This is a genomic window from Psychroflexus sp. MES1-P1E (assembly GCF_002836055.1).
Lineage (GTDB): Bacteria > Bacteroidota > Bacteroidia > Flavobacteriales > Flavobacteriaceae > Psychroflexus.
Window position 1 is genome coordinate 1 of record NZ_PJBS01000082.1, and the last position, 25,257, is coordinate 25,257.

Annotated in this window: 18 protein-coding genes and 1 pseudogene; all 19 read right to left on the reverse strand. The window is 34.4% G+C overall.

The window, feature by feature from the left end; genetic code table 11:
* Nucleotides 1-724 precede the first annotated feature (724 nt).
* On the reverse strand, nucleotides 725-2,155 hold the full coding sequence (locus CXF67_RS00925) for a hypothetical protein (protein WP_102087034.1): 1,431 nt from the start codon (nucleotides 2,153-2,155) through the stop codon (nucleotides 725-727).
* A gap of 661 nt (nucleotides 2,156-2,816) precedes the next feature.
* Nucleotides 2,817-3,467: a hypothetical protein gene (locus CXF67_RS00930; RefSeq protein ID WP_102087035.1), complete on the reverse strand. Its 651-nt coding sequence runs from the start codon at nucleotides 3,465-3,467 to the stop codon at nucleotides 2,817-2,819.
* A gap of 48 nt (nucleotides 3,468-3,515) precedes the next feature.
* The gene (locus tag CXF67_RS00935) at nucleotides 3,516-3,695 is read right to left on the reverse strand and encodes a hypothetical protein (protein ID WP_102087036.1); all 180 of its coding nucleotides are present in this window, start codon (nucleotides 3,693-3,695) and stop codon (nucleotides 3,516-3,518) included.
* Between the two features lie 452 nt (nucleotides 3,696-4,147).
* Entirely contained in the window at nucleotides 4,148-4,717 is a 570-nt protein-coding gene (locus tag CXF67_RS00940; RefSeq protein ID WP_102087037.1) for a DUF1330 domain-containing protein, read from the reverse strand.
* 339 nt (nucleotides 4,718-5,056) lie between these two features.
* Nucleotides 5,057-5,989: an alpha/beta hydrolase gene (locus CXF67_RS00945; RefSeq protein WP_102087038.1), complete on the reverse strand. Its 933-nt coding sequence runs from the start codon at nucleotides 5,987-5,989 to the stop codon at nucleotides 5,057-5,059.
* Between the two features lie 806 nt (nucleotides 5,990-6,795).
* Nucleotides 6,796-7,626: a creatininase family protein gene (locus CXF67_RS00950; RefSeq protein WP_102087039.1), complete on the reverse strand. Its 831-nt coding sequence runs from the start codon at nucleotides 7,624-7,626 to the stop codon at nucleotides 6,796-6,798.
* Between the two features lie 180 nt (nucleotides 7,627-7,806).
* Nucleotides 7,807-8,703 carry an alpha/beta hydrolase gene (locus CXF67_RS00955; protein ID WP_102087040.1) on the reverse strand — a complete coding sequence of 299 codons (897 nt, stop codon included), beginning with the start codon at nucleotides 8,701-8,703 and terminating at the stop codon, nucleotides 7,807-7,809.
* A gap of 94 nt (nucleotides 8,704-8,797) precedes the next feature.
* On the reverse strand, nucleotides 8,798-9,811 hold the full coding sequence (locus CXF67_RS00960) for an alpha/beta hydrolase (protein WP_102087041.1): 1,014 nt from the start codon (nucleotides 9,809-9,811) through the stop codon (nucleotides 8,798-8,800).
* 392 nt (nucleotides 9,812-10,203) lie between these two features.
* The gene (locus tag CXF67_RS00965) at nucleotides 10,204-10,833 is read right to left on the reverse strand and encodes an alpha/beta hydrolase (protein WP_102087042.1); all 630 of its coding nucleotides are present in this window, start codon (nucleotides 10,831-10,833) and stop codon (nucleotides 10,204-10,206) included.
* Between the two features lie 338 nt (nucleotides 10,834-11,171).
* Nucleotides 11,172-12,206: a DUF3500 domain-containing protein gene (locus CXF67_RS00970; protein WP_102087043.1), complete on the reverse strand. Its 1,035-nt coding sequence runs from the start codon at nucleotides 12,204-12,206 to the stop codon at nucleotides 11,172-11,174.
* 123 nt (nucleotides 12,207-12,329) lie between these two features.
* Nucleotides 12,330-13,190, reverse strand: coding sequence for an alpha/beta hydrolase (locus CXF67_RS00975; protein ID WP_102087044.1), 861 nt, complete (start codon nucleotides 13,188-13,190; stop codon nucleotides 12,330-12,332).
* Between the two features lie 100 nt (nucleotides 13,191-13,290).
* On the reverse strand, nucleotides 13,291-15,300 hold the full coding sequence (locus CXF67_RS00980) for a CocE/NonD family hydrolase (RefSeq protein WP_102087045.1): 2,010 nt from the start codon (nucleotides 15,298-15,300) through the stop codon (nucleotides 13,291-13,293).
* Nucleotides 15,301-15,326: 26 nt separating this feature from the next.
* Nucleotides 15,327-16,244 carry an alpha/beta hydrolase gene (locus CXF67_RS00985; protein ID WP_180957861.1) on the reverse strand — a complete coding sequence of 306 codons (918 nt, stop codon included), beginning with the start codon at nucleotides 16,242-16,244 and terminating at the stop codon, nucleotides 15,327-15,329.
* Nucleotides 16,245-16,345: 101 nt separating this feature from the next.
* Nucleotides 16,346-18,202: pseudogene (locus CXF67_RS00990) on the reverse strand (CocE/NonD family hydrolase).
* A 368-nt stretch (nucleotides 18,203-18,570) separates the two neighbouring features.
* A complete protein-coding gene (locus CXF67_RS00995) occupies nucleotides 18,571-19,140 on the reverse strand; it encodes a DUF1330 domain-containing protein (RefSeq protein ID WP_102087047.1) in 570 nt (189 codons plus the stop codon).
* A 153-nt stretch (nucleotides 19,141-19,293) separates the two neighbouring features.
* Nucleotides 19,294-20,292: an SMP-30/gluconolactonase/LRE family protein gene (locus tag CXF67_RS01000; RefSeq protein WP_102087048.1), complete on the reverse strand. Its 999-nt coding sequence runs from the start codon at nucleotides 20,290-20,292 to the stop codon at nucleotides 19,294-19,296.
* A gap of 98 nt (nucleotides 20,293-20,390) precedes the next feature.
* Nucleotides 20,391-21,623, reverse strand: coding sequence for a serine hydrolase domain-containing protein (locus CXF67_RS01005; protein WP_102087049.1), 1,233 nt, complete (start codon nucleotides 21,621-21,623; stop codon nucleotides 20,391-20,393).
* Nucleotides 21,624-21,734: 111 nt separating this feature from the next.
* Entirely contained in the window at nucleotides 21,735-22,916 is a 1,182-nt protein-coding gene (locus tag CXF67_RS01010) for an acetyltransferase domain-containing protein (protein ID WP_102087050.1), read from the reverse strand.
* Between the two features lie 242 nt (nucleotides 22,917-23,158).
* A partial coding sequence (locus tag CXF67_RS01015; RefSeq protein ID WP_102087051.1) for a S9 family peptidase occupies nucleotides 23,159-25,257 on the reverse strand: 2,099 nt, incomplete at its 5' end.

Sequence of the window (25,257 nt, forward strand, 5' to 3'; positions counted from 1 at the left end):
TTAAATTTTTGTTAAATAACAAAAAAGGAATTGTCTTTTTTAAATCATTTTCTAGCAATTTAGGATAATTATTAAAAAGAGATACTCGGACTATTAATTTCTGTAAATCCTAAATAGTTGAGTATTTCGCAGCTACTAGCTTGGTTTTGGTTTGCGTGAACTTACCCATTGCTTCCCTATAATAGTCAAGAGCTGATTGCGCACTTGATGCATTAATAAATTTTCGTTCATTTTGATAATAAGTAAAACTTACACTATCTACCGATTCAATTTGTGAATAATAGAAGTTTGAAAAGGTTTTTCAGGCTTATCTTCCATAAAAATCTTACCTCCTTCTAAAATTAATGAAGTACCTGACTTATCCTCAAAAACAAGCATGCTTTTGGCGAGGATTCCTAAATTTATTATTTCGAGATACGTCTTAACTTCTTCAACATTAAGAATGGTTTGTATTCCTTTTCTAAGTGCTTCAGTAATAGGTCTTTTTAATTTCCCCTGAGTATTATTTACGGGTACATAATTAGGTTCGAAGAAATCGTCAAAAAGTCATCCAACTTTATTAATAGCGCTTTGGAAAGTTGTCTAGTTACTCCATATACATGACTCCTAATTTACCTTTAGTGGCACTTTCAAACCAAAATTGATTATTTAGACTTAACCAATTTTCATTATTACCTGCAATAGTTTTCCATTCTTTGTCATCTTGTACTTAGTTAAACTAGTATCAACATTGTAGATTTAGAAATGATATAGCAATCAATAGCTTGTTCTCTGTTCTCCATTTGATCCAGCCTTCCACCATTTTTGTGCCTTCCTCCTGAGATTCTTCACATTCAGCAGAGAAACTAATTTTTAGCCAATAGGCTCCATTTCTAGCCTGATACACTTCATTAACGAAAAGGAAGTCATATCCGCAATTGTTCTCAATTATTTGACTTTGGTCATTCAAATCTCTTAAAATTGGATTGTCTTTAGTTAACCGGCTCACCTCTGCGGCAGATAAAACGGAATCCCAAGTTGTAAAGTAATAACTTCCATCCGGTCTGTTCACTGTTTTTCCACTTCCGTGGTCTTCTTTATATACTTCGGTAATTTCAGAGGTTGGTACATAGGCAATATCACTTTCATTTAAAAGTATTTTGTAATAGTTGTCTGTTTTCTCTAAACAAATAAAATGATAAATACCGCTTTTTGGTTGCTCAAGAAACGGGAATACTTCGCCAGAATTCCATTTTTCCGTAAGTTTACTGTCGGAGAAAATGTTGTCATTATTAGTACTTGTAAACTCGGGATTCTTTCTAGCAACAAACCCAATACCTACCTCATTCGTTTCGTTATTTTTAGGTGTTTCTAAAAGTTCAAAATATGGTCCTGTAAATTGATAACGTATTAAATTATCGGACAGGTTCCCCTTGATATCTAGTGTTGGTATGGATATGATTTTTTGTTTGCTGTCATACTTAATTAAACGGAAAGGTCTCTCAGGTCTATCAGACAGATTGAAAAAGTTAAAGTTAAAATCGATGGTGTTCACAAAACCATTTTCTGTTTTAATCAATGCTATTGAATCATTTAAATGGTTTTCATCAATGGTAAAAATTCTTAGCGATTGACTTACATCTTTTCCGGAATGTATCGTATTATTAATACCAAGATAATATTTTTTATTATTTGCTTCCAGTGTGAAAATTTGAGAGTAAAAAGGGAAATTTTCAAAATTATTTTGATTGTTATCGCCGCCGGGAGAATAGGGTTGGTTATAAACAACTTTTGAAAAAACTTTAGTACCCACTTTGTATTGGAAAATGTTTGCAAAAAACGGTCTTGATCCGCCCATCCAAGTATTCCAACTGTATATTTTCATTAGCTGATCCTCTGAATCAACAATGAACATATTAGAGTCTTTTCGCAAAGAGTCAAATTTTGAAGCCATCATTGTTGGAAATGTGGATGTGTATTTTTCTATTTTATCTTTAAAATTATTATTTACAATCGCAAGTGAATCATATTCATGTCCATATTCCCCATTTTTTAAAGACAATATTTTTTGATAAGAATTGTAAAGGTCACTTTCAATTTGTTGATTATTTAATTTTTGGGAAAACGAATATGTAATTGATCCAAAAAACAGAAGTATTGTAAAAATTTGTTTCATCTTTTTTTTTAAATAGTTGCTGTAAAATTTGTTGTGAATAAAAAAAATATTTTTTTGAATACTCCTTTTTTTCCCTATTTTTTTTCGAAAATAGAGTAAAAAAGTATGTCATAATTATCTTTAGAAAAAAAATTGATTTTTTATGATCTCTTACCTTGAAATACAACTAAAGATTAAAGTTAAATTTACTCTGATAATTTAAAGGCAAAATTAGACGTTTTATGTTCTAAAGATGGTTGTAATCTTGCTTCATTATATAATTTAATCCAATTTTTTATTGCGCTCTTGACATGCGCTATGCTCCTAATTTGTGGATTACCGATAAAATTCATCTTTTAAAATACTGTTAACTTTTTCTGTTTTTGCAACATTTATGAATTATTCTTTATTTCTAAATAATATTAATATGAATTTCTCCATGCTTCTTTGTTCTAAAAAAAGAAAACGATTTAAAACAGAATAACCCAGATAAAAAGAGACTACTAAATAAGCGTTAAAATTCTTGTATCCCAAAAGGTAGTGGAACTTTGTAATGGTATAACTTTGGTAAAAATAAAGAGGTTATTTAAAAGAATAAACCTTTACTAAAGCGGGTTTGTTCTTTTCAATTTTTAAAAAAATATATTAGATTTATTTACTTTTAATTAACCCTGTATAAAATTTATCTCATAACCTTTCCGTCCTCATTAAAGTGATGATTCATTTGCAAATATTTGCGAGTTTTTTCTTTTGTTTCTGCATTAGTATTGTTTACCCACCACCAAGATTGAACAACCCATTGACCTTCGTCTTTTGAATAATAAATAGCATCTGGATATCCTGACTGCTGAAAATTACGTACGCTACTTGCTATCACTTCTTGATGCCACACAGCGGTGCGTTCTTCAAGATTTAATTTTCCGTTTACACCCGAGCCGTAAAACGCTACATCGTCTGCAAAGTAAGTTGCCAGTTCCGAGATTTTTTCAGCCTCAAAATGTGCAACCATCTTATTCAACGTTTTTTCAATTGGGTGTTCATCATATACGCGGCTATTTCTATGCATTCCTAAAGACGCTTGAATTTGATCACCAGCTGACTCATTATCAAAATGGGTAGCTGACATTGTAATTTTCCCTTCGTTTGTTACATAATTATTCGTTTGAAAATTCAACTTAACAGGTAATCCACTGGTTTTATTCATTGCAGAGAATACCATCCAGTCCGTAGTCCAAACACATTTTTTATCACTCTCATATTTAATGATGTCTGGTGTAGCACCTTTCAACACAGTGATTTTAATATCGCTAAATTTCTCTTGCCACCAAAGCATGTTACTAACTTTAGTATCTGCAGTGCCTGCTTCGATGTTGCCTAGACCCTATATTTTACCGTCCTCAGCATACAGCGTTCTTAGTTCAGCCTCAGTTCCTGATTTAAATACTCGGTAAGTTTCTATAATTACATCATATGCTGGGTGCTCCGAATAAGACGTACCTGATTTTACTTGACTCCACCCAAACACAGAGATAAGTGCTAATAGTAGTGCTATTTTTTTCATAGTAATACTATTAAAAATTATTTATTAATTATTAAACATACTTAATTTAGTAAACACAAACCAAATAGAAAATCCAAAAAATTTTATGAAAGCAGGCGCATAGGCCTAATTACTGCTGTGCTGTTTTAGCATTCGTGTTTTTATCTTGAAGTAAATAACAAATTGCCATCTATAAAACTTCCAAAATTATTTTACAATGCACTGTAAATTTTTAAGGGCATTGGCGGTACTCTAGTCATAGCGATGCTGAGTGCTGTTCGCTGTAATCGGTAACTTTTGAAAATACAGCCTTTAACCTAGTTGTTAAACCTTTGCGAGATAAAAAAACTGGCTTTAAAAATAATGAGGTTCTAAAACCGGGTCTCTAATTATTCTTATTTTACAAGAATCCTTTGGCATGAGACAATTAAAAAACTTAAGCATGATGCGGAATAAACATCATGATGAATCCTTTAGTTTCCGACTTCATTCGGAGTAACATTTGAAGCAGGCAACAATCTTGAGTCTTCTAAAGAAGCTTTTCTGTGGCCAGTAACTTTCTGATACGCCTCACTTTTAACAAAATCTACAAAGACATCTAGAGAAGCATATTCAACGAGTATTACGGCATCCCATTTTTCATCCTCCGGCCCAATTAAGAAATCTTGGCTTTCACCGTAATATAATATGTTTCCAACTTTTGTGTTTTCAAAAATTTTTTCAACTTGTTTTAGATAGTATTGATAGGTTTCTTTTCCTGTTTTGTCTTTTTGAGTGTTCGAAACTGTCATGCCCGTATAGTCAGCCATCGGTTTATACTTCAGTAAATTAAGCATTACAATTTTCCCCTGGCCTTTGAAGGTGTCATAGCAATGCTTCCAAGAGGCATCTGTAGTTCCAATATATTTTTGTTTTGTACTTATTTTTGCGGTGTCTTCTTTTAGATTTTTAGGCGCAGCGTCTGCCTCTTTATTTTCAGATACACAGCTATTCAATAGAATGGCAACAGTTAAAAGTGCACTAATTTTAATTAATTTAAGCATGTTTATCTATGTTAAGGTTTATTATTTCTTTTAACTATCAATTCATAAATTTTATAAAATAAAAACGCCACTTTTATAAAGAGGTTTAGAAAGATGCTGTGAAACATAAAAACTATACGTTTACTTAGGACAGCACTACAATAACGATATAACGTCAGACAAAAATGAGCTAGGCATCACTTGAGTATAAGAGGGCGTTTTTATTATTTTTAAAAACCTTAAAATGTTAAATGATAAAGAACAAGAAAAGTGTCCTTGCTTTAATTTAAAAGCAGTGATCTTATAAACAAGGTGTTACCTCAAGTTTGTTATTACAAAAACACTTTGCGCTCTCATTTTCTATTCAATTACATCATCTAAAAAATTAAATATTTTAGAGTATATATGTTTGAATTGTTTTTCACTAAATCCTGCATGTTTTCCTTTTGGATCAGAAACCAATTCGTTCTTTATTCCAACCTCATTCAACAGGTCATGAAAGGTAACAGCTTGATCAAATGGCACAACTGCATCTAACTCTCCGTGTATAGTAATGATCGGAGGTGTTTCAGATGTTATCTTTTTCACAGGAGAATAAGATGCCGATATACTATCTATCCGCTCAAGACCCTCTATCCAAGACCCTGCGTAGTTCCACTCCGGTTTTTTAGTCCTTAAGTAATTCTCAACTTTCGCAATATCTGTAATACCATACCAATTGACAATTGCCTTTATTTTCAATTGATTACCAACATAACAATTATGGCTATCGGGAATTGTATTGAGTAGTCCGGTAATTAGCGCCAAGTGACCTCCTGCAGAATCACCTGATATGACAATATTTTCTAGATCGATGTTGAACCTAGTCGCATTTTCAGCGACCCAAGAGATTGCACACATAGCATCGTCTACAGCTTTAGGCGCAGTATTTTTACCCTTTCGGTATTCTATATTTACAATATTCCAGCCTCGCTCTAGGTAGGGAATCAGTTCAAGCGTTGCATCCTCTTTTGAACCGCCAATCCAACCACCGCCATGGAAGTAAATCAAAGTTGGGTGATTTATGGTATCAGGCAGCCAGAAATTCGGTTCGCCAATACTTTGGCCTTGACTATAGACATCTAATTTCTGCTCCGGGTTGTCGCCATATGATATTTCGGTTTCAACATCGTGTTTCATTCCCCAAAATGAAGAGACCTCCGTTGGTTCCGTTGTACTATTTTCACTTCCACTATTTGAACAGCCCATAAAAAAGAGCATCCCAATCAAATAAATTACTTTTAAGTCTTTCATAATTTTCAAATATAACTTTTTTGTACCTTGTTGTTGCCTGTTTCAAGAAGTCAAATTAATATATAATTACCGACAAAGCAAATCTGCGAGGATTTTTTGGAAGTAAGCTTGCACTAGCAATTGAGTATACACGACTTAAGTTAGCATTTTAATAAAAACACTAAATTAGACATATAAATTAAAAATGTGTATACCAAACAAAGCATTATGTTAGAAATAAATTACCTCAAGTAGCTGTTTTAGGACAAGCTAATAAATATGTTGTTATTTCATTAAAAAGGAGTTTAAGACAACTCAAAAAAGAAATAGCTACCATAGAAGAAAAGCTATTGGAGTTGGTAAATGAAGTGCACAAAGATATTTTAACACGTTTAAAAAGTATTCTAGAAATAGGCAAGAAAACATCCTTAATTTTAGTGGTTTTAACTGATGGATTCGACCGTTTTACAAGTGGAAGTGAGTTCTGTAGTTATAAAGGATTACCTCCCTATAATTAGGCAAAGTGGATCTAGTGCACTTGGTAGAGCACGAATTCGTAAAATAGGATATCAAAAGCTGTAATTTAGTATTTATGTGCAGCTTTAATGCCTGTGCATATAAGAAAGGGTGTAAGGTAATTTATGATAGCATAGTCGTAAAAGGGAAGCGTATAAAATTAGCTTTAATTGCAGTTTGTAATAAGTTACTAAAACAGGCATTTTCTATCGCAAAATCAGAATTCATATATAATAAAACCTATAGGAGTAAAACAGTGAAAATTAATGAGATTTTACCTGTTTTTTACCACAATACTTTGTTGTGCTTTGTTATTTTCTACTTTCGTCTTTTAATTTATTGATCTGGTCTACGCAATCTAGAATTTTAGCATTGTTTAATCTAATCCCAATCTTAACAGAAGATTGAGATGGGTTACCACCATAGCCTAATCTACGATTTTCATCAATGCTCCAATCATTGTATTCCAAGGTTTCCATAATATCTACTCTTAATAATTCTTTATTTATAGCAAGTAATCTCGAAGTGTGTGTCAAACCTGCGTGTTCTCCAAAATCTTTTGGGTTAAATCCTTCCGTTTCTAGTGAATCCAGAACAGTTGAAATAGAGCTTGATTTATAATATTCTGATATATAATGAACTCTGACATTGGTATCCTTCCATTCAAGATTGAGAGATTCTGAAACCTTTTTTAATCCATTTTGGTTTCCTCCACTATCTCCAATAAGAATGATATCTTTAAATCCATGTTGTTTGAAACTTCTAGCAGCGTATTCAATTAGTTTCATAAAATATTTCTCTGGTAGGTGAATTGTCCCAGGTAAATTCATCCAACCTTCAAGAGGATCAATTCGACCTTCAGGTACATAAGCAATAGTTGGAGCCACAATTGCATCGGAGAGTTTTAAAGCAATTTCCTGTGCAAGATATTTTACCCTAAAATTATGTTTTCCAAGAACCATATGAGGACCATTGGGCTCAGTTCCTCCAGTAGGTATGATTACAGATTTCACACCATTGTTCAAGGCATCCTTTACTTCAATGAAGGTTAATTCTTCAAGATGTACTGTTGGTAATTCGTATGATTGAGCAGTTGACTTGAAAAAGATCAAGACAAGTAAAATTGAAATAGAAAATCTCATAAGTTAGGTTTTATAAAGCGCCACGGTTACTATATAAAAAGTAAGCGATTTCGATGTACTAAACTCTTCGTTAAGCACAAAGTTTGATTCGAGCCCAAAGCCCAGATTTTATTACCACTTCGCCTATTTTTTATATGCATTATTGGCTATAGTATTTTTTAAAAATCTTTTACAATTCATTTATTTTTCACCATACAAAGTCATAAGAGTTTTGCTTATACTGCCAGGCCACACGGAAAGATGTGATTCGCTCTCAAATATTTGACTCCTCAATTCGATGTTTTTATAATCAGCATTTTCAAGAGATCTTTGTATCTTTTGCATTGCGGGAATAAATCTTGTCCCTTCATATTCAGCACAGGAAATAAAAATTTTAGTTTGCGGTATATCCCAAGTTTTATTTTCCCTGAATTGTGCAACGGCTTGGTTTAATAATTTATGATTGTCCCACCAAAATGAAGGGCTACTGATACCAAATCGAGTAAAATAGCCATCTGAATTTATCAAACAATACGCTGTAAAAAGCCCTCCAGCCGAATGTCCTGTAATACCTCTATCAGCATTGGTTTTATAATTTTTATCTACGAATGGGATTATTTCAGTTTTCATTGATTTAAGAAATTCAGCTGCGCCACCAGTTGTTAAAGATCCTTTTAAAATTGCATTTTTACCATAACTTGCGTCATTTTCCCAAACAGTATCTCTTGACGGCGTGTAGTCGTCAAATCTATCATTGTACCAAGAAAGAAAGTTAAGTCCCGAACCAATTCCTACGATGATTACATCTTCTATTTGGTTTCCCCAATCTAAAACCTCTCTTGTTCCTCTGGTTGTGGGAAAGGCATACTCACCGTCCAAAAAATACAAAACAGGATACGTAATGGTGTCTTTTGTTGAATAATTTTTAGGAAAAGAAATGTACAATTGATAATCTCTTCCCCTTATCTTGGAGTAAATGGTATGATCTGGCTCTGTTTTTCTGTCTTTTGGGGCTAACTTTTGACTAAATGCTATAGCACTAATTAAAAGTAACAGCACTGTGGTCATTATAAGTTTTAATGATTTTAAAATATCCATGTTTTTTTATTTTTAATATGATTTATAATTCGTGCTTTGAAGAGTTGTTGTGCTTGTTTTTTTTCTACCGCTTTGTTTTAATACATTATTGCAATCAGTTTCTTTTTAAAAATTCGGTAACAGCAGTCTTCACTTTTTCAGACTCACAAAAAAAAGCTATATGTCCACAATCCCCCATTAAAGTGACCAATGGTGCTGCCAATTTTTTGGCCAATTGAGAGGCAGATGAAGGGTGTACAACATGGTCTTGAGCTGCTACAATCACCAGAAGATCTGCTTTTATAATAGCGCTAATAGTGTCGATATTTTGTTTTGAACTCTTGTATATATCCTGAGATATCATGGCTTTCACGCCACCAAGATAGTCGTAAGGATCCAGAGAAGTTGCTCCTTCTTTAAGGGCAATGGTTGCACTGTCTGCTGGAAATTTGTTTACGATATAGTTTGGAGAGGCAAGGTGCATCAGTTCAATATTATGAGCAAGCCTTAGAGCTTCTTTCATATCTCCTTCTTGTTCATCTGCTGCAATGATAATATCTGCAGCTGTTTGCCAAGCCATTAAGTCGTATGACGTTTGTTTTGGAGTGCCAACGATTGGAACTACTTTATCCATAAAATCGGGATAAGTGACCAACCATTCAAATGCTTGCATTCCTCCCATAGAAACCCCTATTACGGCATACAAATGGTCAATACCTAAATGTTTAGTCAGCATTTGATGCTGTGAGTGCACCATATCGGTAATTGTTACCATAGGAAAATTAGGTGTATTTGAAGGAGAGGAAGAGACCCCATTGGTAAGCGCATCTACCATAATGACAAACAACCCAGTAGTATCCATCACACGATTGACGGCACTATTTTCACTTTTACCAGTGAAGCCCGTGGGACACAATACGGCGTTGGTCTTTTCTGCATTTAATGTTCCGGTAGTTCTATAGCCTACTTTACAGTTTTTAATAATTTCACCACCCATCGTAGTGAAGTCACCAAGGTTTGCAAATTGTTGTTTAGACTGCGCCGTTAAGTTACTTATTGCTAATAAAAAAAGGATTATAATTATATTTCTAGGCATGGCATTTATTTTGGTGAATCGTATTTGTTTCATTTTTACTTTTATTTATTAAATTGTTTTTTTTGATGACTACCTCGAAGAATTCTTTCACCGCCACACTGCAGTAATCTATCTCGTGGTCTCCTATTTTCATGAGGCCTTAAGGTCTTGTTATACGTTTATTTTTTACCATACAAAACAGATAGTATTCTACTCATGCTTGCTGGTATTACTGACATATGTGATTCTTTTTCAAAGACTTGCCATTGTAAATGTACATTTTGATAGGCACGCCTTTCAAGAGTGGAGTAAAACTTAACGAAACAATAGAGATAATTGGGATAGTCTTCTCCTCCAACAGAAATAAAGACTTTGGTTGATGGTAATTCCCAAGCTTCATTTTTATTGAATTTAGTAACTGCTTGGTTTAATAGTTTCTCATTGTCTCAAGTAAGCGTAGGACTACTGATGCCAAATCGGGTAAAATAACCGTCAGAATTCACTAGACAATATGCAGTAAAAAGCCCTCCAGCCGAATGTCCTGTAATACCTCTATCAGCATTGGTTTTATAATTTTTATCTACGAATGGGATTATTTCGGTTTTCATTGATTTAAGAAATTCAGCTGCGCCACCAGTTGTGAAAGCTCCTTTTAAAATTGCATTTTTACCATAACTTGCGTCATTTTCCCAAACAGTATCTCTTGACGGCGTGTAGTCGTCAAATCTATCATTGTACCAAGAAAGAAAGTTAAGTCCCGAACCAATTCCTACGATGATTACATCTTCTATTTGGTTTCCCCAATCTAAAACCTCTCTTGTTCCTCTGGTCGTGGGAAAGGCATACTCACCGTCCAAAAAATACAAAACAGGATACGTAATGGTGTCTTTTGTTGAATAACTTTTAGGGAATGAGATTTCTAATTTATATTCTTTCCCCGTTATAGTAGAAGTAATTGTATGGTCTGGGGCTAATATTCTTTCTTTTGGGGCTAATTTTTGACTAAATAAGGAACTACCGCAAATGAGCAATACTATTGCTGTGAATTTAAAATGTAACGGTTTTAAAGAATTCATTTTTTTATTTTTAATATGATTTATTATTCGTGCTTGACGGTAGTTCTTTTTATCTTGAATTTAAAAATAAATCAAAAACGAGATATCTACAGTTGCAGTTACTCTTTTAAAATACGAATCGATATTTTAGTGGCATGTTTTGCGTCATGATAAATGCGATGTGTCGCTTTGATAAAATCTTTCTCATCCACTTCATAAATATTTACAAACGATTGCGGGTTTATATCAACCAAAGGGAACCAAAAATCTTACACTTGAATGATTATCATGTGTCTTTTTTTAAGTTGTTGAGCAGTATCCGGAATGGTATGGCTTATTTATTTTGTTAGGCATCGTTATTATTCATGTTTGTGATGATCCGAATTCTTATAATGTTCTTTAATGATATCCCTACCAAAATCTCCATCAAAATCTCTCCACACGGTATGAATGTGATTGGATTTGTCCTGGACATTATCAAACTCAATTAAAAAAGATTTCCCCTGAATCCGGTAATAGTGACCTTCACCTAGCAAAGTTGCTCCGGCCCATCCAAATCTTACCTCATTTATTTCTTGATCCTTAATACTATTCATTCTCTTTTTGGCCTGTTCAGCGGGCAGGGTTGATAGATATTCATCAAGAAGTTTTAAAAAAATAAGTTGTTGATTCCTGGTTAACTGACTATACATAATTCCTACGGGACTTAAAGGTTTGACTTCTGTGGATTTCCCTGTTACAATGTCAAAAAATGGTTTCTCTTGAAATAGTGCCACTTTCCTTTGTTCTTCTGATAATGAGTTTATCAATTCAAAACCTAGGTCTTCTTCCTTTTGAAGAGTGCGCTCACCTTCTCTGGGTCCAGAAAGAATTCTTGCAGGACTTGCTCCTAAAAATAGGGGAGCAATTTCAACTTTATCGTTATGAATTGTAAAATTCAGAGAAACATGATGTCCTTCAAAAGAGAAAGCCCATAAGCGGTCCTTTTCAGGATTTCCATAAAATGCTACCGAATATTTTTCAGGATTTCTCCGTATTGAATCCCCACTGATTTCCAAAAGGATATTTTCTAAATCGATGATTTTCATCGTTTTATTATATCCCGTTTTTGAAAGAAAAGTCTTGAGAAGTTCGTCTAATTTGGCCTTCTGACTGGAATCAAGTTCATTCAGTTGAATTCCTGCCCTAGGAAACATTGAACTAGGTAAATAATGCCAGAGAATTCTAGATTTGTCATTAAAGAGCATCTGCGTTTTGTTCCTTTGAGCCTGCGTTAGAGATTTCAAAAAATCAACTGTAGGTACTAATTTATGGTCTACAAAGGCCCCTTGTTGTCCCACAGCATTCAGGCTAAAAGCCAAGAATATGATGCTTGCTAGTACTGTGTTTTTCATATTTCTGTTATTGATTAAATTGTTTTTTTTACTGCTACCTCGAAGAATTCTTTCACCGCCACACTGCAGTAATCTATCTCGTGGTCTCCTGTTTTTATGAGGCTTTAAGGTCTTGTTATACGCTTATTTTTTACCATACAACGTATATATCGTTTTATTGAGCGAAGCAGGAAAAACAGATATATGATTTTCTTCATCAAATATTTTCCACTTCAAGTCTATATTCTCATAATTACTATCCTCAAGATATTTACTGAATCTCATCATTGTTGGTACCATGCTACTGCTTTCCTGATCTCCAACTGAAATAAAGACTTTAGTTTGTGGCAAGTCCCAAATTTTATTTTCAGTGAATTGCGCAACGGCTTGGTTTAATACTTTTTCATTATCCCACCAAAGCGAAGGACTATTGATGCCAAAACGGGTAAAATAACCATCAGAATTCACCAAACAATAAGTGGTAAACAATCCTCCAAGGGAGTGCCCTGTAATCCCTCTGTCAGCATTGGTTTTGTAATTTTTATCTAGGAATGGGGTGATTTCGGTTTTAATGGATTCAAGAAATTTAGCTGCTCCTCCAGATTTAAACATTCCTTTCCTCTTTTCATCTTCAGAAGTATTTACAGATGGCGTAAAGTCTTGATATCTATTAACTTTCCAATTTGAAGTACCAATGCCGACAATGATGACATCTTCTATCAAGGGTCCAAGGTCAAAAAGTGTTCTCATTCCTCTAATTGTAGAAAAGTTAATTTGACCGTCCATAACATATAAAATTGGATACGTAATGGTGTCTTTTGTCGAATAATTTTTAGGAAAAGAAAGGTACAATTGATAGTCTTTTCCAGTTATGGTAGAAGTAATTGTATGGTCTGGGGCTAATATTCTTTCTTTTGGGGCTAATTTTTGACCAAATGCTATAGTACTACAAATAAGCAATAGCATTGTAGTTATTGCAAGTTGTGTTGGTTTTAAAATATTCATGTTTTTTTATTTTTAATATGATTTATTATTCGTATTTGACGGTAGTTTTTTCCATCTTATCTTTCTTAATAAATTAAAAATGAGATATCTACAGTTGCAGTTACTCTTTTAAAACACGAATCGATATTTTAGAGGCATGTTCTGCGTCATGATAAATGCGATGTGTCGCTTTGATAAAATCTTTCTCATCCGCTTCATAAATATTTACAAACGATTGCGGGTTTATATCAACCAAAGGGAACCAAGAATTTTGCACTTGAATCATTATCCGGTGTCCTTTTTTAAATTGGTGCGCAGTAGCCGGCATTTCAAACGATACTTCAGTCACTTGACCCGGTGTAAAAGGCTCTGGATTTTCAAAACTATTTCTAAACTTACCTCTCATTACATCTCCTCTCACTAACATTTGATAGCCAGCCATCGTAATGTCCGTGTCATTTTGTTGGTCATTTTCTAATTCGTTCGGAAAGACGTCAATCATTTTTACAACATAATCCGCATCTGTCCCTGTAGTGCTCACAAATAAATTGACGTTTAAAGCCCCCACTACAGTGATGTCTTCTTTTAAAATAGCTGTTTGGTATACCATAACATCAGGTCTTCGACTTGCAAAGCGTTGGTCGTCGGTCATATATTCTTTTGTTCTTTTCTGGTGGATGCCTTCGGCATAAGGTACAGGCTTATTGGGATCCACTAGATACTCATCATAACAAGCAGTGGCTGCTGGCTTGCTAAAAGAAAGTTTTTCATCACAGCCCAGAAACAACTCTTTCTTCTCAATATTTAAGGGGGGCCAAGCATTAAAGGCTTTCCATTTATTTGCTCCTGTAATAAATATGGAAGCCTCAGGAAGGTCCATCTCCCCTTTATTTTTTAAATGGTAATTAAAAAACTTTAATTCAACATCTCTAAAATATGCTTGAGTGTTGCTGTCAAAATTAATATTTCCGAGCTTTTTACCTTCATTACCAATCCATTGCCCATGAGACCAAGGCCCCATAATAAGTTTATTTTCAACCGTTTTATTCTGTGTTTCTATGGCTTCATATGTTTTTAGTGGGCCGTATAGATCTTCTGCATCAAACCAACCACCAACCACCAGAACAGCAGGTACAATATTTTTAAGATGCGGAAGCACATTGCGTGTCTTCCAAAACGAATCGTAGTTTGGGTGCTTTATCAAGTCAGACCAGAATTTATTCTTTGGTACGGGTAGTTTTTGTTGCATATTTTTAATCGGGCCAAGCTCTTTATAAAAAGCATAATTGTCTTTGTTTTTATAATCAAATGAGACCTTCGAATATAGTCTTGTGGGGCCTTTTATAGGTTTGCCCATAGCAGCAGCACTTGAAAATGAATCCATCAGGAAAAGGGCTCCGTTATGATGAAAATCATCTCCTAAAAACCAATCGGTTACAGGTACTTGGGGGGAAACTGCTTTTAGAGCCGGGTGCGCATTAGGTAGTGTCATCGTTGCATAAAAACCCATAGCAGAAATCCCAAAGACACCAACATTACCGTTGTTGTTTTCGACATTATGTACCAACCAATCAATGGTGTCATACGCGTCACTGTTCTCATCTACTTCATTCTTTTTTTTATTTGGATTGTAGGGACGCACTGCTACAAATTCGCCTTCGCTCATATATTTACCTCTCACATCCTGAAAAACTAGAATGTATTTTTCTTTTAATAGATGCGGAAACCAGCTTGGCCATTTAGAATAGCGATCCTTGTCTGGCTCGCTATTAAAAGGCATTCTTGTAATCAATATCGGATACGAAATTGATTTGTCTTTTGGGGCATAGACGGAAGTAAACAATTTTACACCATCTCGCATTTCAATTTGAATTTCCTCTTTGGTATAGTTCTGCTGTATTAGTGTGCTGTCCTTTTCAACGGCTGGAATGGAATCCTTTCCAAAATTTAATAGCGCAGCAGCACCTCGGTTTTTTGACAGGCTATTAATCGTTGTCGGTTTTGCAGATAGTACGCTCTTATAAAAATTTAGATTCGTATTAAAGTGTAGTAAATTCCCTGTAATTTTCTGGGAAAATCCGAAATTAAAAAGGAATAGACACAGCGTTACACCTAAGGATATTTTTTTCATTTAATTTATATTTGATAAGTTTTTGTTTATTTTTTACGATATAATATATTTATCGTTTTACTTAGCGAAGCAGGAATAACAGATATATGATTTTCTCCATCAAATATTTTCCACTTCAAGTCTATATTCTCATAATTACTATCCTCAAGATATTTGCTGAATTTCATCATCGTTGGCACCATGAAACTGTCTTCCTGATCTCCAACTGAAATAAAGACTTTAGTTTGTGGCAAGTCCCAAATTTTATTTTCAGTGAATTGCGCAACGGCTTGGTTTAATAATTTTTCATTATCCCACCAAATAGCAGGACTGTTGATACCAAAACGAGTAAAATAACCATCAGAATTCACCAAACAATAAGCCGTAAACAGCCCTCCAAGGGAGTGTCCAGTAATACCTCTATCGGCATTGGTTTTATAATTTTTATCTAGGTATGGGGCGATCTCTGTTTTAATAATTTTAAGAAACTTAGCTGCTCCTCCAGATTTAAAGTTTCCTTTGGGTACATCAAATTTTTTTCCCCACAATCCATTAGCTTTATCTCTAGTAGTTTCATCTCTAGGAATAGATACAGATGTTGTATAGTCATTATATCGATTATTGTACCAAGAAAGAGGATCAAGTCCTGAACCAATTCCTACGATGATTACATCTTCTAATTGGTTTCCCAAATGCATTAAGGGCCTTATTCCACTAATTATTCGAGAGGCATTCATACCATCCAAAACATACAATACGGGATACGTAATGCTGTCTTTTGTCGAATAATTTTTAGGAAAAGAAAGGTACAGTTGGTAGTCTTTTCCAGTTATAGTAGAAGTAATTGTTTGGTCTGGGGCTAATATTCTTTCTTTTGGGGCTAATTTTTGACCAAATGCTATAGTGCTACAAATAAGTAATAGCATTGTAGTTATTACAAGTTTTAATGAATTTAAAATAGTCATGTTTTTTTTATTTTTAATATGATTAACCATTCGTACTTGACGGTAGTTTTTTCCATCTTATCTTTCTTAATAAATTAAAAATGAGATATCTACAGTTGCTGTTAGTTTTTTAAAACACTAATCGATATTTTAGAGGCATGTTCTGCGTCATGATAAATGCGATGTGTTGCTTTGATAAAATCTTTCTCATCCGCTTCATAAATATTTACAAACGATTGCGGGTTTATATCAACCAAAGGGAACCAAGAATTCTGCACTTGAATCATTATTCGGTGTCCTTTTTTAAATTGGTGCGCAGTAGCCGGCATTTCAAACGATACTTCAGTGACTTGACCCGGTGTAAAAGGCTCTGGATTTTCAAAACTATTTCTAAACTTACCTCTCATTACATCTCCTCTCACTAACATTTGATAGCCAGCCATCGTAATGTCCGTGTCATTTTGTTGGTCATTTTCTAATTCGTTCGGAAAGACGTCAATCATTTTTACAACATAATCTGCATCTGTCCCTGTAGTACTCACAAATAAATTGACGTTTAAAGCCCCCACTACAGTGATGTCTTCTTCTAAAATAGCTGTTTGGTAGACCATAACATCAGGTCTTCGACTTGCAAAGCGTTGGTCGTCGGTCATATATTCTTTTGTTCTTTTCAGGTGGATGCCTTCGGCATAAGGTACAGGCTTATTGGGATCCACTGCATACTCATCATAACAAGCAGTGGCTGCTGGCTTGCTAAAAGAAAGTTTTTCATCACAGCCCAGAAATAACTCTTTCTTCTCAATATTTAAGGGGGGCCAAGCATTAAAGGCTTTCCATTTATTTGCTCCTGTAATAAATATGGAAGCCTCAGGAAGGTCCATCTCCCCTTTATTTTTTAAATGGTAATTAAAAAACTTTAATTCAACATCTCTAAAATATGCTCGAGTGTTGCTTTCAAAATTAATATTTCCGAGTTTTTCACCTTCATCTAAGACCCATTGCCCGTGAAACCAAGGCCCCATAATAAGGCTATTTTCAACCGTTTTATTCTGTGTTTCTATGGCTTCATATGTTTTTAGTGGGCCGTATAGATCTTCGGCATCAAACCAACCACCAACCACCAGCACGGCAGGTGCAACATTTTTAAGATGCGGAAGCACATTTCGTGCTTTCCAAAACGAATCGTAGTTTGGGTGCTTTATTAAGTCAGACCAGAATTTATTCGTTTGTACCGTAGGTTTTTGTTGCATATTTTTAATCGGGCCAAGCTCTTTATAAAAAGCATAATTGTCTTTATTTTAATAATCAAATGAGACTTTTGAGCTAAGTCTTGTGGGGCCATTTCTAGGTTTGCCCATAGCAGCAGACTTTGGAAATGAATCCATCAGGAAAAAAGCACCGTTGTGATGACGATCATCTCCTAAAAACCAATCGGTGACCGGCGCTTGCGGGGAAACTGCTTTTAGAGCCGGGTGCGCATTAGGTAGGGTCATCGTTGCATAAAACCCCATATAGGAAATCCCAAAGACACCAACATTACCGTTGTTGTTGTCGACATTATGAACCAACCAATCAATGGTGTCATACGCGTCACTGTTCTCATCTGTTTCTTTATTTTTTTTATTTGAGTTGTATGGACGCACTTCTACAAATTCGCCTTGACTCATATATTTACCTCTCACATCCTGAAAAACTAGAATGTATTTTTCTTTTAATAGATGCGGAAAATAGCTTGGCCATCTCGAATAGCGATCCTTGTCTGGCTCGCTACCAAAAGGCATTCTTGTAATCAATATCGGATACGAAATTGATTTGTCTCTTGGTGCATAGACGGAAGTAAACAATTTTATACCATCTCGCATTTCAATTTGAATTTCCTCTTTGGTATAGTTCTGCTGTATGTCGTTTTGAGCGAAAAGTTGAAATGAACATGCAAGCAATAATGAAAAAAATAATATGGTTTCTTTAATGGTATTCATTGTGTTTTATTTTTTTTGTTAAAGTAAATTGATGAATTGGACTTGGTTTAAACTACACTATTAGGTAACGCGACGGTTACCATTGCAACCTACTCTTTATAAATGTCTGAGATTTATCATATTTTTTTTAAGACAGTGCTATTCTTACTTTAGCTCCAATAGTTATTTTTGTATCTATCAAAAAGTTCCTCTGCTGGACGCTTAATTCTTGCTACTTTGTAACCAGTAACTCCTAGAAGTGAGAAGCTTTTTTTAATATATTGTTATTATTATTAAAAATTAAAAAAGTGATCATATCAACCTTATCTTCCTATTCTCTTTGTTCAAGAACTTCAACATACTACTTTACAAGCATCGGTATCAATATTTTATTTTTCTACCTCTTGAATGTTAACATTTGAAGCAGGTAACAATCTTGAGTCTTCTAAAGAGGCTTTTCTATGCCCCCTAATTTTTTGATAAGCTTCACTATCCACAAAATTTACAAAGACTTCTATGGAGTCATATTCGACGAGTATTACTGCATCCCATTTTTCATCCTTCGGCCCAATTAAGAAATCTTGGCTTTCACCATAATATAAGATGCTTCCAACTTTCGTTTTTTCTAAAATTTTTTCAACTTGATTCTTATAGTATTGATAGGTTTCTTTTCCTGTTTTGTCTTTTTGAATATTCGAAACCTCTATTCCCGTATAGTCAGCCATCGGTTTATACTTCACTAAATTAAGCATTACAAATTTCCCTTGGCCTTTGAAGGTCTCATAGAAATGCTTCCAAGATTCTTCCGTGGATCCTATATATTTTTGTTTTGTACTTATTTTTGCGCTTTCTTCTTTTAGATTTTTAGGCGCAGCATCTAACTCTTTATTTTCGGATATGCAGCTATTCAATAGAATGGCAAAAGTTAAAAGTGAACTAATTTTAATTAATTTAATCATGTTATATTTGTTTTAAAGTTTACTATTTATTCTAATTATCAATAAATCAACTTTTATAAGATAGTCGTAGATATTTTCAAAATACTTCCTAATTAATTGTTTCTAACCATCTCGATAAATAATTGAAATAGGTTTTTATGTGATGTCATATTTTTAGAGGTTATTTTCTAAATTTGCGATGTATAGGGTTTTACCATCTACAGAAAAAAACATCCCTGTAAGAAATCCCGGAAGTAGACTCTTGTAATCTGAAGAAACTTCTAGATTTTCTTTCGTAGCACCCTCAAAAATTATGTGTTGAGAATGATTTTCTAAATCGACCGCTACGACCTGATAGTTTAAAACTAAAGCGGCAATTAGCCTTCCTTCAGTATCAATAAGAATATTGTCAGGGTATTGAACACTAGCGACAACTACTGAGTATTTTGTTTTTCCGCTACTAGAACCAACGTCAAACGAATGCACTTTGTGCCTGCCTGTTTCTGCAACAAAAAGTTGTTTTTCGGCCTTATCCATTGCAATTCTGTTAGCGCAAACAAGACCCTCTGCAATTTTGTTAGGAATACTATTTAAGTCAACCATTCTATAAACAGCTCCATTTCGTAACAAGTTTTTAATGGGGTCCCACAGTTCTTCTAAAGTGGTGTTTTTCATAGATTGTGTAAACCATATTGCTCCTTTTTTGTCACGGTAAATAGAATTTACTCCATACGGATGATCGTAGATTAATTCTACCTTTTCAGAGGCGATGTTGGTTCGATAAATTTTCCCACTTGCCACATCACACATTAAAAGATGTTTCCCATCGGGTTCTAAATTTATTCCATTTGGGGCTGTTGTGTTTTCGGGTGCATCAAGACTAAAGTCCACATCAGCGAAATTGCCAAAAGGGCGATTCGAACCGTCTTTCTCGATTAACCGAAACCCTTTAGCTTGATCCACTACAGCAATACTTCCATCTTCTAAAGCAACTCCGTCTTCTGCCCGTAACAAACTTCCATTACCTGGAAATAAATTTTCTCTTTGATAGGTTAAATACGGTAATCCGGTAGTTACTTTTTCTGATATTTCGGCAGGGTTGCTTGATTTCTTAATTGCACAGTACATACACGTAAAAGCAAAAAATAATAAGTAGTAAATTGAGAATTTCATTTTTATAGATTTATGGCTTCAAGCGGTTGTATGCGCGTAAAATAGATACTTAAAAAAGATTGAAGATACTTTAATATCTATTTTCAATTTTACTACGATCAATCAACAAGAGATTGGTATACCAGCTGTTGTAATTTATTGTGATATTCCCAGCTAAAAGCAGCTACTTGTGTCATGAAAACAGCAACGATTTTTTCTTTTGGATCAATAAAGAAATGCGTGTTAAAAGCACCTCCCCAAAAATAAACACCTTCTGACCCTAAAACCTTGGTTGCTGCAACATCGGTTACCACCGCAAACCCAAGACCAAATTTATGGCCCTGCATGGTTTTCAGTGATAAATCACCGATCTGATTCGTAGTCATTAAGTCAATGGTTTTTCTGCTAAGGAATCGCTGTCCATTGCTTTCTCCGTTATTCAAGAGCATCTGACAAAATTTCAAGTAATCAGAAGCCGAAGAAAATAAACCACTTGTACCAGCCCAAATAGTATTGCCAGACATGGGAGGTTGCGTTGCACTGTTTATGAGCTTTCCCTCTTTATTTTGTTCGTGTAATTGTACCCTGCGGTATTGATCAGCTGGCGCTATGTTATACCCGGTATCATACATCTCTAAAGGTATAAACAGTTTCTTTTTTAAAAATTCAATTGTAGACAAACCAGAGAATTGCTCAATAAGTACAGAAAGCACATCAGGAGCTGCACTATAATAAAATTGTGCTCCTGGCTGACTTGTAAGCGGTATCTCCAGATAGCTGTTTACGCGACTTAAAACAGTATTGTGTTTGCGATATCGGGCACTTTTAAAATCCTGATCCAATTTGCTGTTACCAGAACCATGAGACATACCGGAGGTGTGAGTAAGTAAATCGGCAATAGTAATTTCTCTATTTAGAGGTTCTGTTTCACCCTCTTTTCCTTTTTCCTCATTTAAAGTTACCACTAGATTTTTAAATTTTGGCAAGTACATAGATACCGGGTCCTTCAATGAAAAGTGACCTTCCTCATATAACATCATAAAAGCCACTGAGATGATTGGTTTTGTCATCGATGCGAGAGAAAATAGGTCTTCTTTTTCCATTGCAATCTTTTCTTCAAGATTTCGATATCCAAAGGATTCATTATAAACGATTTTCCCCTTGCGCGAAACCATCGCTACAGCACCTGGAATTTTACCTTCGTTTATTTCTTTCTTTATATAGGTTTCATAGCGTTGGATCCGATTTAAAGACATGCCTGAAATAATAGTGTCTAGCGTTTGAGCATTGAGATGAATCGTACCGCTTAAAATTACGACTTGGCAGATTAAAAATATTCTTGTGAATTTCATATTTACTTTTTATTATTGTTAGTTTTAAAACTAGAGATCTGTTTTTAACAAATTAACATTTAGCGAACTATTTAGGGTGTAGACTTTATTTAACGATCTTATACGAAGTTTTTATAAATAACTCAACCACCATTTATCCTTGTTGTTTGCTTTATATTTCATATATTTTTTACAAAAAGGATAAAGGAATAAAACAACTCCAATCCAAACAAGGTAAACAACGCCCAATGAATACCCATAAGCTAAAAGGTTTTGACTTGGTCCTTCAGAGGTAAAAATCATATCTTGCCATTTGCCGCCAAAGATTAAGATACCAATAATAGCAAAAGAGTGAATCACTAAAATATGCAAAAAGTAGTAGAATAAGGGTACTCTTCCAAAGACCAAAAAGAAATCGGTTAACTTGTTTTTTGTAGTTTCAAAAGCGCGTAAAAAGAGCATAGCAGGACCAAGAGTAATGCAAAGATATAATAGCGAAGGTGGATATTTAGTGATACTAAAAAAGGAGAAAATTGTTTTTGTAGTAGTCTCCTGCACAGACCATGGTATTAAATCACCATAAATATTGATACCTCTTAAAATAAAGAACAGGGCAATTAATCCTAACCCCAATCTTAGTAGCCATTTTCTGCGCAACGAGGTATTAAAATCTTTTTGATAAAATCCCCCAAATAAATAACCTAAAGCCATTAGTCCAATCCAGGGAATAACAGGATAGTTCAAAAGGATAGTGACGGAATCGTAGACTAATACATTTTGTTGGTGCAACAGATACCACACTATTGATTGCACACTGTCTCCTTGCACAATTACGCTATCTAAAGTGTTATGAACAGCGACCAGTAGAATTCCTAAAATCAAAATGACTCTTTTTGGTAGGAAGATTAGAAACGATAAGCATATCATGCTAAATCCTATTGCCCAAATCACCTGAAATATAATAAAACTGTAATTAATATTGAAAGTCCAAATAAAAGTATTGACAAACATTTCAAGAAAAATGAGCCAAAGACCGCGAGTAAAAAGAAATTTGAACAGTATCGATTTCGATTTAGTATATCCAAAAAGAAAAGCAGAGGTGCCCGCCAAAAATACAAAAATAGGAGCGCAATAATGCGTTATAAAACGGGTGAAAAATAACAATGGAGTGGTAGTTTCTGTAGCTGATGGGTCGGCGCCCAAGAACGAACCAAAATGAAAATAATCTCTGACATGATCTAATGCCATAATCACCATTATAACACCTCTTAAGATATCAATAGATTCGATTCTGTTTTTAGTGAGTGCTTTCATAATTTGTTACTAGTTATTTAAAACAGGTTTTAATGGAGAGAACTCATTTGTTGTCTGAGCATTGAAATGAATAGCACCGCTTAAAAGAACTGCTTGGCAGATTAAAAATATTCTTGTGAATTTCATATTTATTTTATCATTAATTAAAAGGCTATCAGCTTGTGTAATCAAATGATTATCTCGCCAAACCAAGGCTTTTGTGGCGTTTATTAGTTAATGAGTTAGGTGTGTTTCCATAAAGACTATCTTCCTCCTGGAGGGCAGTGTAATTTCAAGTAATTAGTCATTAACGTTGACATATGTTCTGATGTTTCTTCCCCTTGATTAAATAAATTATGACCTCTGTTTGGATACGGCATAAATTGAAATTGTTTGTTGTGTTTTATCAATTCATTTAATAAGAGTTCTGCATTTTGATAATGAACATTATCATCTCCAGTTCCATGAATAAAAAGTAAATTTCCTTCTAGGTTTTTAGCATAGGTAATAGGAGAACCTTTAATAAAATCTTCCAAATTTTCTTGGGGTAAACCCATGTAGCGCTCTAGATAAATGTTATCATAGGTTAATTGATTGGCCATTGCGCAAAGTGAAAGCCCCGTTTTATAAATTTCAGGATACCGAAACATCAAATTTAATGTAGCAGTACCGCCGCCGCTTATGCCCCAAACAGCTACACGTTCGGGATCTACAAAACTCCATTTCAAAATTTCTTTGGCGGCCATGGCCTGGTCATTAATATTAACAACACCAAGCTTTCTATAGATAGACTTTCTCCATTCCCTTCCTTTTGGAGCAGGAGTCCCTCTGTTATCTAGCGAAATATAGACATACCCGTCTTCAGCCATATTACCATTATAAAAATAAAAAGAATTTCGACTAACATTATATTTGTCCTGTACTGTGTTCCAGATAGGTTCACCATACACAAAAAACAATACTGGATATTTTTTAGTTGGATCAAAATTTGATGGTTTAACCATCCATCCGTCCATTTCTATATTGTCTGCAGTTGTGATGGTAAAGAACTCGGTTGTTTTTTCTTCTTCTAATTTATTTATATTCAGAACAATACTTTCTTTTGCACTCAAAGCTTTCTGATCGGCAACCGTAATAAATTCTGCGGTTTTTGGCGTATAATGGTTGGTGAACGTATGTTCCGCATACTCGCCGTTTGAAGAAAAAGAATAATTATGGGTTCCTTTTAAACTTTCAGGACTCAATAACTCTTTTTCACCTTTTCCGTTTAATTTAGTCTTGTATAAATACTTTTGAGTTGCATTATTTGGTGATGCTAAATAATATACATCTCCTTCTTTTGAATTAATGTGTTGTATGTCGATGACATCATATTTGCCTTTTGTGATTTGTACCATTGGATTTCCTTCTAGGGAAACCTGATATAAGTGCCTCCATCCATCTTTTTCAGACCACCAAAGAATGCTATTTGTTTTTTCTAAAAAGGTGAAATTAGGATACAGGTCTATCCATGCTTCATCGGATTCTTCATAAATATTCTTTGTGGTTCCTTTTAAAGCATCTGCAATGTATAATATGCTCTTATTTTGTTTTCTGTTTAATTGTTTAATTAAAAGTTTGTTGGTTTTAGGAATAAATTCCATCCGTACCAAGTAGTTCTGAGAGGCATTTCCCGGAATATTCATCCATGTTGTTTTAGCGTTGGAAAGTTTTACAACCCCAACTTTACATGCAGACGGCTTTTCACCCACTTTAGGATAGTCCAAGGGAATTAATTTAGAATAGATAGCATCTGTGTTGTTCACCATATAAAACTTTTTTATTTCGCTTGCATCTATTTGCCAATAGGCAATTGATTTACTGTCTGGACTCCAGCGAAATCCATCTTTAAGACCCCATTCTTCCTCATAAGCCCAATCAAAAGTTCCATTTATTAAGGAACCCGTCCCATTGGTAGTTAGCGGTGAAATTTTGCCACTTCCGTAATCCTCATAATACAAATTATTTTCATGAACATAAGCGATAGTGTTCCCATCAGGAGAAAATTTCGCAAACATCAGGGAGGCTTCTGGAAGGCTTTTGCCTATTTGTGTTAGTGTATTTGTTTTAAAATTAAAAATCCAATAATCCCCTTTCGTGTTATCATTCCAAACTTTTTTAGTGTTCGTGAATACTAATATTTTTTGTTGATCTAATGAAAATGTATAATTGGCGATCTCTATAGGTTCTGATTTTCCTTTTGGGGTAAGTTGTTTTTTTGAAACAATTGTTTTTACCTCTTGATTGGGCAGCGTATAGATAACAAGTTGATTTTTTTCTAATTTAAAATAAGAATCCCCGTCGTCTGTCCACTTTATTTGTG